Here is a 13,369-nt window from a genome sequence, read left to right on the forward strand (position 1 = left end):
CACCCCAGACCGTTCGTCTGGACGAAAACAGCAGACGAGATCCTCGACAAAGTCGCCGCCTACTGCCACCGAATCTCTGACTCAGGTCACTAGGGTCCGTCTTCAAACGGATCTTGCCCAGAGTAGGAATGACGCGAGATTGACCGCTGCCTCGTATGAGGTGGCGGTTTTGTCGTATCTGGTGGCGATGCCGCGGAAGCCCTTGAGTCGGTTGAAGCAGCGCTCGACGACGTTGCGCCGACGGTAGATCTGGCGGTCGAAAGCGGGTGGCCGGCCTCCTCGGTGGCCGCGGTTGTGGCGGTGACGCTTCTGGTCGGTCTTTTCCGCGACGGTGCAGGCAATTCCGCGTTTGCGCAGGTAGGTGCGGAAACCTCGAGAGCTGTAAGCCTTGTCGGCGACGACCTGGTCGGGTCTGCAACGGGGTCGGCCACGTCCGATGCGCGGGACGCGAATGCGTTCCAGGAGGGGACGCGCGCAGATGCTGTCGTGGCGTTGGCCGGGTGTCGGCAGGACGGCCAGGGGCCTGCCGCGGCCGTCGCAGGCGAGGTGGATTTTGGTGGTCAGTCCGCCTCGGGATCGGCCGAGGGCGTGATCGTCCGGTTCGTCCGGCCGGTGGATCCCCCTTTCCGGCCGGTGGCGGCCGAGTGCTGGTGGGCGCGGACGATGGTGGAGTCGATCTGGACGAGCCAGTCGATGTCGCCGACAGCGTCTGCGCCGGCCTGGATCTGCTGGAGTGCCCGGGTGAACACGCCGTCCAGCGCATAGCGGCGAAAGCGGGTGTAGACCGTCTGCCACGGCCCGTAGCGTTCCGGCAGGTCACGCCAGGAGATTCCGGTCCGGATCTTGTAGACCATCCCGTTGATGACCTGCCGGTCTGGCACTCGCGGTCGTCCCGTCGCGGCACGCGGTATGAGCGGAGCAAGTAACTCCCACTCCAGGTCGGTGAGTTCATGGCGGCGTATCACCCGACCATGATCCACCACCTGATGATCTTTGAAGACGGACCCTAGTGCCGTAGCAGGCAACGTTTGCCCTGTTGTGATGTGACGCGCCGTCCCGGTGCTGTGCCGGGTGGCGCGTGGCCATCACCCTGTCCGGGTGGCAGAACGAGTACGTGTACGCGTGATCGACGATGACGAAGGCAGACGGCTGCTTCGGATCATCCGCCGGGGAACCGGGTCGGTAGTGACCTGGCGGCGGGCCCAGATGGTCCTGCTGTCCGCGCAGGGCATGCCGGTGGTGAGGATTGCCGAGGTGACGTTCACCAGCGCGGACCGTGTCCGGGATGTGATCCACAACTTCAACGCCGACGGCTTCGACTCCCTGTATCCGAAGTACAAGGGCGGCCGGCCCAGGACGTTCGCCCTGCCCGAGCGGCGCGAGATCAAGAAGATCGCGAAGTCCAAGCCGACCGAACACGACCTGCCCTTTTCGACATGGAGCCTGACCAAGCTGGCGGACTTCCTGGTCGCCGAGGGGGTGGTCGACGACATCAGCCACGAGGGCCTGCGCATGCTGCTCCGCGAGGAAGGCGTCTCCTTTCAACGCTTGAAGACCTGGAAGACCTCCCGCGACCCCGACTACGCGGCCAAGAAGGCCCGCGTCGAACACCTCTACGCGATCGCCGACGGCGAGGTCATACCCGAGGAGGGCGAGCCCGAAGTCGTCTTATGTATGGACGAGTTCGAGCCGCTCAACCTGATGCCCCACCCGGGCCGGCAGTGGGCCGAACGCTCCGGCAAACACAAGAACCCCAACCGCGAACCCCGCCGCAGGCGGCGGGCGACCTACAACCGCTACGGCGGAGTACGGCACCTGTTCGCCGCCCTGGACCTGGCCAAGGACAAGCTCTACGGCCACAACAAGCCGGTCAAGAATCGCACCCAGTTCCTGGAGTTCTGCCGCCACCTGCGCACCCTCTACCCGCGAGAGATCCGAATCGCGATCGTCAGTGACAACTTCTCCCCGCACCTGACCACGAAGAAGTGCCAGCGCGTCGGCACCTGGGCCGCGGCGAACAACGTCGAGATCGCCTACACCCCTGCAAACAACTCCTGGCTCAACCGCATAGAAGCCCAGTTCACCGCCCTGCGGTACTTCACCCTCGATGGCACCGACCACGTCAGCCACAAGGAGCAGGGCAGCATGATCCGCCGCTACATCATCTGGCGAAATCGCCACGCCGACGACCGGCGCCTACGCTCCGTCGTCGACAGGGCCAACGTCGCTTAATGGCACGGCAGTAGCTACACCTTGGACGGGCTATGGACAGCCGCTATTACGGCACGTTCCACCCGAGTACGACCGGCAGCTTGTACTCGTAACCCAGCGTGTTGATCGTCCCCGGATGCGGGTGCCCGAACTGCCGCGCGGCCGACGCGTCGAGCCCGAGCCAGCGCGCGGTGAGGATGCGTGACAGGTGGCCGTGCGCAACGACGGCCACGTCGCCCTTGTCCAGCAACGGCCGGACCCGGCCGAGGAAGGCGTCGATCCGCACCGTCACGTGCCCGAGGTCCTCGCCAGCGTCGACGCCGTCGCGCCACAGCTCCCAGCCGGGCTTGAGCTCCTGGATCTGCTCGGCGGTCAGCCCCTCGTAGCGGCCGTAGTCCCACTCGATCAGGTCGGTGTCGGGCTCCGCGCCGCTCAGCCCCGCCAGTTCGGCGGTCCGCACGGCGCGAGTCAGCGGGCTGCTGTAGACGGCGGCGAACTCCCGTACGGCCAGCCGAGGTGCGAGCGCACGCGCCGCGTCCTCCCCCGCCTCGGTCAGCGGCAGGTCGGTGCGGCCAGCATGCTGGCCGGTCCGGCTCCATGCGGTCTCGCCGTGCCTGATCAACACCAATTGGCCCATGGCTGAGGACCGTATCTCACATCGAACACAGGGCGAACGTTGCCTGATGCGGCACTAGCAGGGATACGACCGCGAACCGGACCAGGCCGAGACCGAGTTGATGCGCATCTGCACCGTCACCGACGCCGCCACCATCGTCGTCACCGCCATCGCCCGGGAACAGCACGCCTTCGCCAGGGAGGCCCGCAGCATCCTGACCGCCGCCGTGGGCTACTGGCCCGACCCGCCGCCGGGAACCACCACCCCGCACGGACGGAGACCCTTTTGACACCCCACAGCTGGTATTGGCGGAGCTGGAGCGCGACCGTCCCGCCCAGCGTCTGCGGAAGGACCGCGCAAGCCCCTGATCGGGTGCCACACGTCGTCAACCACTCGAACGTGTGAGTTCAAAAGCGACCAGGCAGGCAGCTCTTGCCCCAGAGACCAGGTCCGTATTCACGTTCGAGAGATTCGCCCGTCCGGGGCCGTTACGACCCCAGATCCCTCGCGTTCTTAGAGCACCAGTACCACCGGCCGCCCAGACGGAGGACGCCATGAACACTGAGCCCGCTCCCGCCCATCGCCCCGGATTCGAACAGCGGCGACGGTCCCCGCTCGCCTCCCCGACCTGCGGACCGCAGCAGTCCGACGTCTACGCGCGCTGCTCAGCACGACTGGATACGAGGTGGGGGGCATGAGCACCGGTGGCGACGCAGACGGCATCCGCCAGGGCGCGGTGCCCGGCCCACGCGGTGCGGAACTTCCGCTACCGCCCGCCGCCGTGCCGGGCGGGCCGCACGACGGTGACATCGCCGATGGCCTGACGGAGGCGTACTGGTCCGTGTACGACGGCGCCGCGTCCAAGGCCACTGTGGGACAGATCCTCGCGCGACTGCCACGGATCGTGCGCCAGATCGGCCGACTGGCCTGGAATACGGACCGAACCGCGACCATCGCGGTCGTGGTCCTGCAGCTGGCATCGGCCGCGATGACGGCGTTCGGGCTCATGGCCTCGGTGGCGGTGCTGCGGGAACTGTTCGCCGAGGGGCCCACCCCGGACCGGGTGCGCGCGGCCATCCCCCAACTCCTGGTCGTCGTCGGCTTCCTGTCCGCCCGGGCGCTCCTGGAGGCGGGCGTAGCCGTCGCGCAGGCCAGGGTGACACCAAAGATCCGCACCGCGCTGGAATGTGAGTTCCTCACCCTGACCGCCCACGTGCGACTGGAGGTCGTCGACGACGCGGACTGGCACGACGAGGCCTACCGAGCCAACGACCGCGGACTGTTCTACGCCCGGCAGATCGTCGGCCAGGTCGTCTCCCTGGCCGCGGCACTCCTCGGGCTCGTGGGCACTGCCGGCGTCCTGGGCGTCCTCCACCCCGCCTTGCTGCCGCTGCTCCTGCTGTCCGTGCTGCCGGTCGGCGCGGCGGCCGTTCGTAGCGCCCGGGCCCGCTTCCACTCCTTCAAGCGGTGGAACACCCTGCAGCGCAGGGTGCGCGTCTTCTCCTGGCTGCTGCTGGAGCGGGACGCCGCCGCCGAGCTCCGCTCGGACACCGCCCAGGGCGCGCTGCTGGAGGAGCACTACCGGCTGACGACACGGATCGCCGAGGAGGACACCCACCTGGGAGTGAGCTCGGCCGGACTGACCCTGGCGGGCCGGGCCGTCGGCGGGATCGGTACCGGCATCACGTACACGGCGCTCGGCGCCATGCTGATCGCGAGCTGGCTGCCCCTGGCCGCCGGGGCGGGCGCGGTCCTCGCCATCCAGGCCGCCCAGTCCTCGCTGACCCGGCTCGTCGACGTCTCCCACCTGGTCTACGAGCACGCCATGTGGGTGGATGACCTGCTGGCCTTCCAGGAACGCTGCCGCGACCTCCAGCCGCGCCGCAGTGGGCTGCCCGCCCCCGAGACGGTGAAGACCATCACGCTCGACGACGTGTCCATCACCTATCCGGGCAAGGACACCCCGGCGCTCAACGGCATCTCCATGACGCTGCGCGCCGGACAGACGGTGGCGTTCGTCGGCGTCAACGGCTCCGGCAAGTCCACCTGCGCACGGCTCCTCGCCGGGCTGTACGAGCCCCAGGACGGGGGCACGGTCTGCTGGGACGGTGTGAACGTGCTGGACATGGACGCCGAGTCTTTGCAGGCCCGGGTGGGGTGCGTGCTCCAGGACCCCGTCCGTTTCCCTTTCAGCGCGCTGGCCAACCTGACGGTCTCCCGGGGGACCCTCACCGAGGCCGATCCCCAGCGGGCGCTGGACGCCGCGCGGGCCTCCGGCGCCGAGCAGGTCATCGCCGGGCTGCCGGGCCGGTGGGAGGCGTTGCTGTCCAAGCGGTTCCACGGCGGTCAGGAACTGTCCGCCGGCCAGTGGGCGAAGGTCGCCGTCGCCCGCGGCCTGTACAAGAACGCCCCTGTCCTGTTGCTGGACGAGCCGACCGCCAGCATGGACCCCCGCGCCGAGCACGCTGTGTACGAGGCGGTACTGCGGGACAACCCGCGCCCCGATCAGATCACGGTGCTGATCTCCCACCGCCTGGCGAGCGTCGTCGCCTGCGACCGCATCTTCGTCTTCGACGGCGGCCGCATCACCGAGAACGGCACCCACCAGGAGCTGATGGACCTCGGCGGCGAATACGCCGCCATGTTCACCCTCCAGGCCGCCGGATACCGCGCCGAGGCAGGGGAGGCGGCGTGATGCCCGACCACGCGCAGCCCCGTCCCGTGCCCGTGCCGTCCGGCGCCTGGCCGGAGGACTTCACCGACCACCGCTACGGCACCGACTGTCCGATGTGTGCGAACGACTTCGCCGCCGACGACATCGGCTGGGGCCTCCTTGTCCGGCGCGGGGAGGTCAGCAACGCCTACCTGTGGCGCAGCGGTCAGGTCCGCGGGTACGCCGTCGTGATCTACACCGGGCGTCATGTCGCCGAGCCCACTGAACTGCACGAGGGGGAGGCGGCCGCGTTCTGGCGCGACGTCCTCGCCCTGGGCCGGGCTGTGGAGGCGCTCTACGAGCCGCTGAAGATGAACTACCTGCTGCTGGGGAACCAGATCCCGCACGCCCACTGGCACTGCGTTCCACGACGCGAAGCCGGAACGGACCCGGCTCCGGGCGGGCCGCTGCCCTTCGAGGTGCTCGATCTCGGGCGCCAGGACGAGGAGCAGCTGCAGGCGGATGCCCGAGCACTGCGCCAGCTGCTGAACTCCACCGGCCGGTCGGGGGTACGGCGATGAACGGCGCCGAGTCGAACGTGATGGTCGTGGCGGGGATCCTGCCGCTGTTCTACCGGATCATCCCCACCGCGGTCGACGAAGGTCCTGCGGGGACCGCGACCCGCAACTACGTGGCCCGGGACGGTGACGGAGCCCGGTGGTTCGTGAAGGCCTACCCGGCGGGCACCGATCTGGACGCGGAGCGCCGGGCGCTGGAGCTCGGCCAGTTCGCGAGGCTCGGCGGCCTGCCGGTGCCGGTGGTGCGGCAAGCCCTGAACGGTGACCTCATCGCGGCCACCGACGGGATGGCGGTGTCGGTCGCGGCGTACGTCGAGAACGCGGAGACAGCGGAGGGCCGCCTGTCCGGCGACCGGTGGGCCGCGGTGGGCGAGACGGTCGGACGGTTGCATCGGACCTTGGCCCGGCACCCGGCCGGGCCTCCGCGCCGCGTGCCCGTCCGGGAAGTCTGCGATGTGAAACGGGCCCGGCAGCGCCTCGACCAGTTGTTCGCCCTCTTCGCCAAGAGGCCGCCCGCCTCGGGGTTTCCCGCCTGGGCACGCGAGACCGCCACCCGGCGGCTCGACGCTCTGCCCGCCGTGGCCGCCATGGTCAAAGAGCTGCCGACGTCCTTGACAGCGCAGACTGTCCACGGCGACCTGGCCTCGCCCAACGTGCTCCTGCGCGGACAGCAGGTGGCGGCATTGATCGACTTCCGGCCGCCCGGTCACCGCAGCCCCGCCTGGGAGCTCGGGCGGATCGTCCTGGACCCGCGCACGGTCCTGGCAGAGCCGCAGTGGCCCACCGGCCTGGCCGAAGCGATCGCCGCCTACCGGGCAGCCAACCCAGCGCTGCCGGCCGAAGAACTCCTCGCCGTACCCCGCCTCGCCGCCGGATACATGGCCTGCTCGGTATATCCCCTGTCCGAGGCCGTCGACGACCCGGCCGCCGTCACCCCCGAACTCGCGGCGTACGGCCGGAACCGGCATGCGGCCATGGCCGAACTGTGCGAGCGCCTGACGGAAGCCGAGGAGGTGCTCCATGACCTCCTGCACTGACCCCTCCTCCTCCGGCGCCCGGCCGTCGCTCTGGCGGCACCGCGACTTCCGGCGCTACCTGACCGGGCAGGCAGCGAGCGTGACCGGCAGCTCGATCAGCACCATGGTGATCCCCGTGCTGGCGGTGCTCGAACTGGACGCCACCATCGCCGAGGTCGCCTGGTTGACGTTCCTGGGTCAACTGCCTCCCGCACTGCTGGCGTTGCACGCCGGGGCCCTCGCCGACCGTCATTCCAAGCGGAAGCAGATGATCACCGGCGACCTGGTCAGTGCCGCCGTGCTGGCCAGCGTGCCAGTGGCGGCCGCACTGGACCGGCTGTCCCTGACCCAGCTGATGGTGGTCGCGACTGTGCAGGGCGCGGCGGGCGTGCTGCACGATGCCGCCGCGATCAGTCTCCTGCCCAGCCTGGTCGACCGGTCCCTGCTCCAGCGGAGCAACAGCCGCACCGGCGGGCTCTTCGCGGTCGCCGCCACCGCGGGCAGCAGCCTCGGCGCCGCCCTGACCGCGCTCCTCGGCCCGGCCCGGGCGCTTCTCGGGGATGTCCTGTCCTACCTCGTCAGCGCCTGGTGCACCGCCCGCATCCAGGCCCCCGGCAGCCCCCGGCCAGCAGCGGAAGGCCGTCGGCTGCACACCGAGATCGGGGAGGGCCTGCGCTACGTGCACGGCGACCACCGGCTGCGCACACTGACCCTCGTCAACGCGACGACGTCGTTCGCCCTGGCGCTCCTCAACACCCTGTGGGCGCTGTACCTGCTTGTTCCCGCTTAACGACAGTGTTGCTTACCGACTGATACCACGGCTGACCTGCTCGTTTGTGTGTTGCACTCAGTCGGGTTGCATTGATACTCATCGGCCATGCACCAATCGACGTACTCATCAGCAGGCTGGGAGTGCTGGGGACTTGCGTTCAGGCCGGCGATCCCGGAGGGGATGCCGTTGCTGTTCAATGACGACCTTCTCTTCGAAGACAGCAACGGCGTCCGTCCCACCACCGTGATCAACTGCTGGGCCTGCGAGCTGCCAGCTAATGGATGTCCCTCGCCGAATTCGTGGCCCTACTACGTGCGTACGGTGCGTGAGTGGCTTGAGTTCATTTCCGAGCACGGAGTCGCCCTGTTCGACACGCGGCGTCGTCTGAAGGCGGCGTTGGGCGCGTACTCCGTCTATCGAGCTCAGGGGCCCATCAAGCATCGCTTCGAGGCGTCCACGTGGAACCAGAACATGGGGATTTTGGCGGGGTTCTACAAGTGGGCGAAGGATGAGGAGTACGCAGACTCCGAGCCGTTCACGTACCGGCAGGCGGTCTGGGCCTTCAAGGGGCAAGTCCGTCGCGGGCGGGTCAACCAGTCACGGCGGCGCCAGGCCGAGCCTCATGTGACGATCAAGTATCTCGACGACGACTTCACGGACATGTTCCTGAAGGGGTTGGCGGGTCTGAGCCCCGACGGGGAGCGGGATCTACGCTACCGAGGACGGGAGTTGGCCCGGAACTCGGCGGTCGGCCGAATGATCGTCTCCAGCGGACTGCGCAGCCAGGAGTACACGTATCTGCTGGTCTGCGAGGTGCCCCTGCTTCCCTCGCGACGGACTGCGGTGCCGGTCTCTTTCCCGGTCCCGTCCGGGGTCACCAAGGGAAGCAAGTACCGCGAGTCGTGGATCGACTACGGCTCACTGGCTGAGTTGCACTCCTACATTGCCCTCGACCGGGCAGCGGGGACGTTCGGATCGTCGTGGCGTCCGCCGGCCCGCTGGGGAGAGCCGCTGGTCGTGACGGACGCCGACCAGCGGGGCGGACGCGTCAACGGGGTCCGCGTCCAGTGGAGCTCGCTCGGCCCTGCCGAGCGGCGGCGTCTGGTCGCCCCGGAGGGGGGTTCGATGCTGCTGTCAGTGTGGGGCCAGGGACGCCCCTTCACCGGATGGGCCACGGTCTTCGCCAGGACCTCCGACCGCATCCGCGAGCGCTACGAGCCGCGATTCCCGCACGTCAATCCGCACCGGCTGCGTCACACCATGGCCATGGCGACCATGGCACGGCTGATGCGCGGCTGGTACGAGCAGGCTGCTCGGCAGGTCCGCGACACCGATGACGATGCCGCCCTGGCGCACTACCTGCGGACCCAGGAACCGCTGCTGATTCTGCGCGATCTGCTCGGACATACCAGTTCACTGACCACGGAAGCCTACCTCCACCGCCTGGACGTGCTCCGCCTGTTCACATCCCTGTATCGGCGGGTCGGCAAGGAGTACGGCCTGCTGGATGAAGAGGCCGAGCTGGAGCTCGAGACTGAGTTCGACGATGAACCAGCGGTGGTCTGATGCCGGCCACCGTCACCCCTGACCCGCTGGGGGTGCACTGCATCTTCAGCGACGGGTCGGAGTACCGCCGTCGCCTACGCGTGCGGCGGCCAGTGGAGCTCCCGGGGCTGGCACGCACTCTGCTGGAAGGCGCTACAGATCTTGTCCATCCGCACGGACAGGTCGACAGCGCGGGAGGCTTCGACCTCTACCTCACGGCCGTGCGCGGCTTCACCGACTGGCTGGTCGAGTTCGGGTTCTCCGGCGGGGCATCCGACCTGACGCGCGCGCTCCTCGCCCGGTACTGGCGGCAAGGGGTGCGATCCTCCCAGGAGAGCGCGCTGCGGGCGATGTTGCGCTGCGCGGATGACCAGGATCAGATTCTGGCGCCGGATGTGCGCGCGTTCGTCGATGGCCGGCTGTTCAACACGGGCGAGCGGTACGGCTCGCACCAGCCGTACAGCGAGGCCGAATGGGCTCGGCTCATCCGGTACCTGCCGGGACGAGGTCGATGGCGCCTTCCGCGCGTTCTGCGCGGCCCGTGAGCAGGCTTCGTCAGCTGACGGTCCAGGGGCTTCGCTCCGTGAGCGCACTGCCCATCACTGGCTGGTGCTTCACGACGGGCCCGACCCGCTCGTCAGCGAGATGGCAGACCGCGGCTCCTTCCCCTTCCGGCAGAGATACGGGGTCGGTCTTCGCGCGGTGCTGGATCCGCTGATCCCGACCCTGGATGTGGTCATCGCCTATCAGCTGCTGTTCGGCGCCTACACCGGGGTCGTGCCGGACGGGATCGCGGACCTGGGACTCGAAGACATCGAGTGGGCGGGTGACGAGAAGATCCTCCTCAGCTACGTCAAGGGCCGCACGGCGGCGGAGAGCCTTGCTCTGTCACGTCAGGCCACTCGCCTGCTGGAACAGTGGCTCGATCACTCGTCGGTGGCCCGCCGCTTCGCGCCCGAGGAACTGCGCTCCGAGCTCTGGGTGCGTTTCACGCCGAGCGGCACATGGTCGGGGGAGCGATGGCTGGCCAAGCCGGCGACGCGCCTGTCCATATGCGCCTGGGTGGAGCGGCGCCAGGCCGTCGACGAGGACGGGCGCCCCACGCAGATGACTGGTGACGACGGTCTGCCCCTGGCCCTTCACCTGCACCGCATCCGCACTACGCACGACGCGCTGAAAGACCGGTCGCACTGGCGCGGCAGCCGCCGGTCCACTCTGGATCCGAACCGGTCCCCCGGCGTCGAGGGGGACCACTACCTGACGAACACGACGCCGGCTCAGCGCGATGCGGCGGAGGACATCATCGCCCAGGCGCAGGAGGACCTCGTTCGCCGGGCGCTGCCGCCCCTGGTGCTGGCCACCGCTGAAATGGCCGACCTGGTGGAGAACTATCCCGAGCACATGAAGCGGCTCGGCCTGGATGACAACGCCTTGGCGCAGCTCCTGTCCGGGGAACGCGACGTATTCACCGCGGCATGTGGAGATCAGCTGTCGGGGCTCCACGGGCCGAAGGGCAAGCCCTGTCCGGCACGCCCGTGGGTGTGCCTGCTGTGCCCGCTGGCCTTGTTCGCCCCCCGCCATCTGCCGAACCTGCTGCGACTGCGGGCTTTCTTCTCCCGCCAGTGGCAGCAGATGACCACCGCCGAGTTCATCCCCGTCTTCGGCCCGTACGCCCACCGTCTCGACGAGATCCTGACCCCCGACCGGTATTTCTCCGAGCACGCGCTGCGGGCAGCCGCTGCCGAGGTCACCGACTCCGACGTCGAGCTTCCCCTGCGACCTGAGGAGCAGACCGTATGACCACCCTGCACCGGCCCACCGGCCTCGCGGCTGCCTTTTCGCGTTCCGTCTTTCGAGGTGAAGACGTGTGCGCCGCGGCCGGTCTGCCGGTCCACGGCGCGGGGCCGCATCCTCACTTCGACGACGCAATCTGGGACTTCACCGGCGTCATCGGGCTGCCGCGGCACCTTGCGCGGTACGCGCGGATCTTGTCCTTCACCGAGATCCTCAATCCTCAGTGGAGGGAACTCGCGAAGGAGTTCATCTTCGCCCGGCTCGCACCGGACCACCCCGCGGTGCGGGAACTTGCCCACGCCTACCGAACGCCGGTGCTGATTGCCACGGTGCATGGGCGGCTGACCGTGCTGACCGGCTGGCTGAACTGGCTCACCGAACAGGGCGTGGACAATCTTGGGGAGGTCACCCAGCAGCACTGCGCTGCCTACCTGGAGCTTCGCAAGAAGGTACGGGACAAGCACGGCGTCGTGATCCGCGATAGCAGCCCCGGCTACCGCATGGACGTTGTGGCGGTCATCCAGGAGCTGGGCTACTACAAGGAGCTGTTCTCGGCCGACGGCTACGTGTCGGCCTTCCGTCCGTGGGGGCGACGCACGGCGTACTCCGTCGCCGGGATGGTCCGCCGGACGGGCAACACGACACCGCCGTTGAGCAACGACGTCTTCCAACCGCTCGTCGCGGCGGCCCTGTACGTGGTGGAGGTGCTGGCACCGCACGTCATGGAGCTGCAGCAACAGTTGCAGGAGATGGTGCCGAACCGGCCGGGCCGCAACAACCGTGAGCGTCCGGACTGGAGGGTCGAGGTCGCGCAGGCCATCGACCGCCACATACAGGAGGCTGATCCGTTCGATGTCGCCCTCGATCACGTCGTAGCCGAGCGGCTGGCGGACGGCTGGGATCCGGACGATCCGCTGCTACGGGTGAACCTGATCTCCCTCGCCCACGAGACCGGACGGCACGCCTTCCACTACACGTGGCTGCCCACGCTGCGCGGCCACCTTGAGAAGGCCGTCAGGGAAGTCGGCCTGTCCAAACGCTGGGGCCGGACGGCCGCCTTGGTGGAGCGCGCGGACGGACGGGGCAGTGTCCCCTGGACCTTGCCGATGAACACCACCGAGGCCCGAATGCAGCTCTCGCGGGCCCGCACCGCCTGCCTGATCGCGCTCGCCGCACTGACCGGCATGCGGAAGAGTGAACTGGCTGAGCTGACCGACGGCTGCCGCCTGCCTCCCGAGCAGCTCGGCGAGGGCCGCGTCCGGTACCGCCTGAAGGGCAAGGTCATTAAGGGCCGGAAGCTGGGTGGTGAACACGATCAGTGGGTGACCATCAAGCAGGCGTACGACACCGCCGGCGTAGCCGCCTCCCTCGCTGACCCGGTGAAGAGCGACGGTCACCTGTTCAAGTCGCTCTCCTTCTTCACTCCGTACGAATGGTTCCTGACCTGGGTCAATGGCTCAGACGGCCGTCGACTTGGGCTGGCGCCGATCCCCGAGGTGCCGGTCAGTCTGAGGATGCTACGGAGAACCCTCGCGGTGGAAATGGCGCACCGACCCGGTGGTCTGCTGGCCGCCAAGATCCATCTCAAGCACATTTCCGTGGTCACCACCGAGGGCTATGCGGACCGCCCCGGTGGGGCCCAGTCGGTGCTGATGGCCGAGTTCGGCCAAGAGGAGCGAGAGCACAAGATGCGCGTCGCCCTGGACGCATTCCACGACTACCGGAACGGTATCCGGCCTGCGGGGCCTGGCGCCAGCGACCTCCTGGACTTCTTCGCGTTCGTCGACGAACAGCTGGATTCCTCCGGGGCGCCGAACATCAAGCGCAGCGACCAGGAGGTGACGAACCTGCTCGCCAAGCGGGCCAAGGCCCTGCACCTGGGGCCAGCGAACTACTGCTGGTTCCTCGATCCGTCCAAGGCGCTGTGTCTCAAGCTCGCAGGGACCCACGCCCGTGGGGCGACAGAGCCCTTGATCGGCATGTGCGATTCAGCGCGGTGTCCCCAGGCCACTCACCATGCCGGGCACCGCCCGGTTTGGGCGGCCAGCGCCGACAGCAAGAAGGTCTTCATCGCCACCATCGGACGCGCACAGCGGACGGAGAAGACCCGGCTGCGTACGGAACTCGCCCGCGATGAACGGGTGCTGGCCGAGATCGACGCCCTCTCCGGAACGGGGGCATGAC

The 13,369-nt window shown here is 68.6% G+C and carries 12 protein-coding genes; 10 read left to right on the forward strand and 2 right to left on the reverse strand.

Annotated elements, in window-relative coordinates; all coding sequences use genetic code 11:
- Nucleotides 1-102: 102 nt before the first annotated feature.
- A protein-coding gene (locus tag ACFYW9_RS39305; protein ID WP_389159854.1) for an IS5 family transposase occupies nucleotides 103-962 on the reverse strand; the annotation gives its coding sequence in 2 pieces (ribosomal slippage) (nucleotides 103-596 and nucleotides 596-962; 861 coding nt in all).
- Between the two features lie 136 nt (nucleotides 963-1,098).
- Here ACFYW9_RS39305 and ACFYW9_RS39310 point away from each other — a divergent pair.
- Nucleotides 1,099-2,232, forward strand: coding sequence for an IS630 family transposase (locus tag ACFYW9_RS39310; RefSeq protein ID WP_389159832.1), 1,134 nt, complete (start codon nucleotides 1,099-1,101; stop codon nucleotides 2,230-2,232).
- Nucleotides 2,233-2,278: 46 nt separating this feature from the next.
- Here ACFYW9_RS39310 and ACFYW9_RS39315 read toward each other — a convergent pair whose 3' ends face one another.
- Nucleotides 2,279-2,848 (reverse strand): histidine phosphatase family protein, encoded by a 570-nt coding sequence (locus ACFYW9_RS39315; protein WP_389159833.1) that lies wholly within the window; start codon nucleotides 2,846-2,848, stop codon nucleotides 2,279-2,281.
- Nucleotides 2,849-2,948: 100 nt separating this feature from the next.
- Here ACFYW9_RS39315 and ACFYW9_RS39320 point away from each other — a divergent pair, with 100 nt between their 5' ends.
- The 9 genes from ACFYW9_RS39320 (at nucleotide 2,949) to ACFYW9_RS39360 (ending at nucleotide 13,368) form a co-directional block, all read left to right on the forward strand.
- Entirely contained in the window at nucleotides 2,949-3,116 is a 168-nt protein-coding gene (locus ACFYW9_RS39320) for a hypothetical protein (RefSeq protein WP_389159834.1), read from the forward strand.
- A 405-nt stretch (nucleotides 3,117-3,521) separates the two neighbouring features.
- The gene (locus ACFYW9_RS39325; protein WP_389159835.1) at nucleotides 3,522-5,522 is read left to right on the forward strand and encodes an ATP-binding cassette domain-containing protein; all 2,001 of its coding nucleotides are present in this window, start codon (nucleotides 3,522-3,524) and stop codon (nucleotides 5,520-5,522) included.
- Complete coding sequence (locus tag ACFYW9_RS39330; RefSeq protein ID WP_389159836.1) at nucleotides 5,522-6,061, forward strand: HIT family protein; 540 nt, start codon at nucleotides 5,522-5,524, stop codon at nucleotides 6,059-6,061. Before ACFYW9_RS39325 ends, ACFYW9_RS39330 begins: the two co-directional genes overlap by 1 nt.
- On the forward strand, nucleotides 6,058-7,095 hold the full coding sequence (locus tag ACFYW9_RS39335; RefSeq protein ID WP_389159837.1) for a phosphotransferase enzyme family protein: 1,038 nt from the start codon (nucleotides 6,058-6,060) through the stop codon (nucleotides 7,093-7,095). Before ACFYW9_RS39330 ends, ACFYW9_RS39335 begins: the two co-directional genes overlap by 4 nt.
- The gene (locus ACFYW9_RS39340) at nucleotides 7,079-7,864 is read left to right on the forward strand and encodes an MFS transporter (protein ID WP_389159838.1); all 786 of its coding nucleotides are present in this window, start codon (nucleotides 7,079-7,081) and stop codon (nucleotides 7,862-7,864) included. Before ACFYW9_RS39335 ends, ACFYW9_RS39340 begins: the two co-directional genes overlap by 17 nt.
- 162 nt (nucleotides 7,865-8,026) lie before the next feature.
- The gene (locus tag ACFYW9_RS39345; protein ID WP_389159839.1) at nucleotides 8,027-9,412 is read left to right on the forward strand and encodes a site-specific integrase; all 1,386 of its coding nucleotides are present in this window, start codon (nucleotides 8,027-8,029) and stop codon (nucleotides 9,410-9,412) included.
- Nucleotides 9,412-9,936 carry a hypothetical protein gene (locus tag ACFYW9_RS39350; protein WP_389159840.1) on the forward strand — a complete coding sequence of 175 codons (525 nt, stop codon included), beginning with the start codon at nucleotides 9,412-9,414 and terminating at the stop codon, nucleotides 9,934-9,936. The genes ACFYW9_RS39345 and ACFYW9_RS39350 overlap by 1 nt, the downstream gene beginning before the upstream one ends.
- A gap of 64 nt (nucleotides 9,937-10,000) precedes the next feature.
- Entirely contained in the window at nucleotides 10,001-11,191 is a 1,191-nt protein-coding gene (locus ACFYW9_RS39355) for a hypothetical protein (RefSeq protein WP_389159841.1), read from the forward strand.
- Nucleotides 11,188-13,368 (forward strand): site-specific integrase, encoded by a 2,181-nt coding sequence (locus ACFYW9_RS39360; protein ID WP_389159842.1) that lies wholly within the window; start codon nucleotides 11,188-11,190, stop codon nucleotides 13,366-13,368. Before ACFYW9_RS39355 ends, ACFYW9_RS39360 begins: the two co-directional genes overlap by 4 nt.
- Nucleotide 13,369 lies beyond the last annotated feature (1 nt).

Origin of the sequence: Streptomyces sp. NPDC002698, from assembly GCF_042888945.1 — a bacterium.
In the GTDB taxonomy this organism is placed as follows: Bacteria; Actinomycetota; Actinomycetes; order Streptomycetales; family Streptomycetaceae; genus Streptomyces.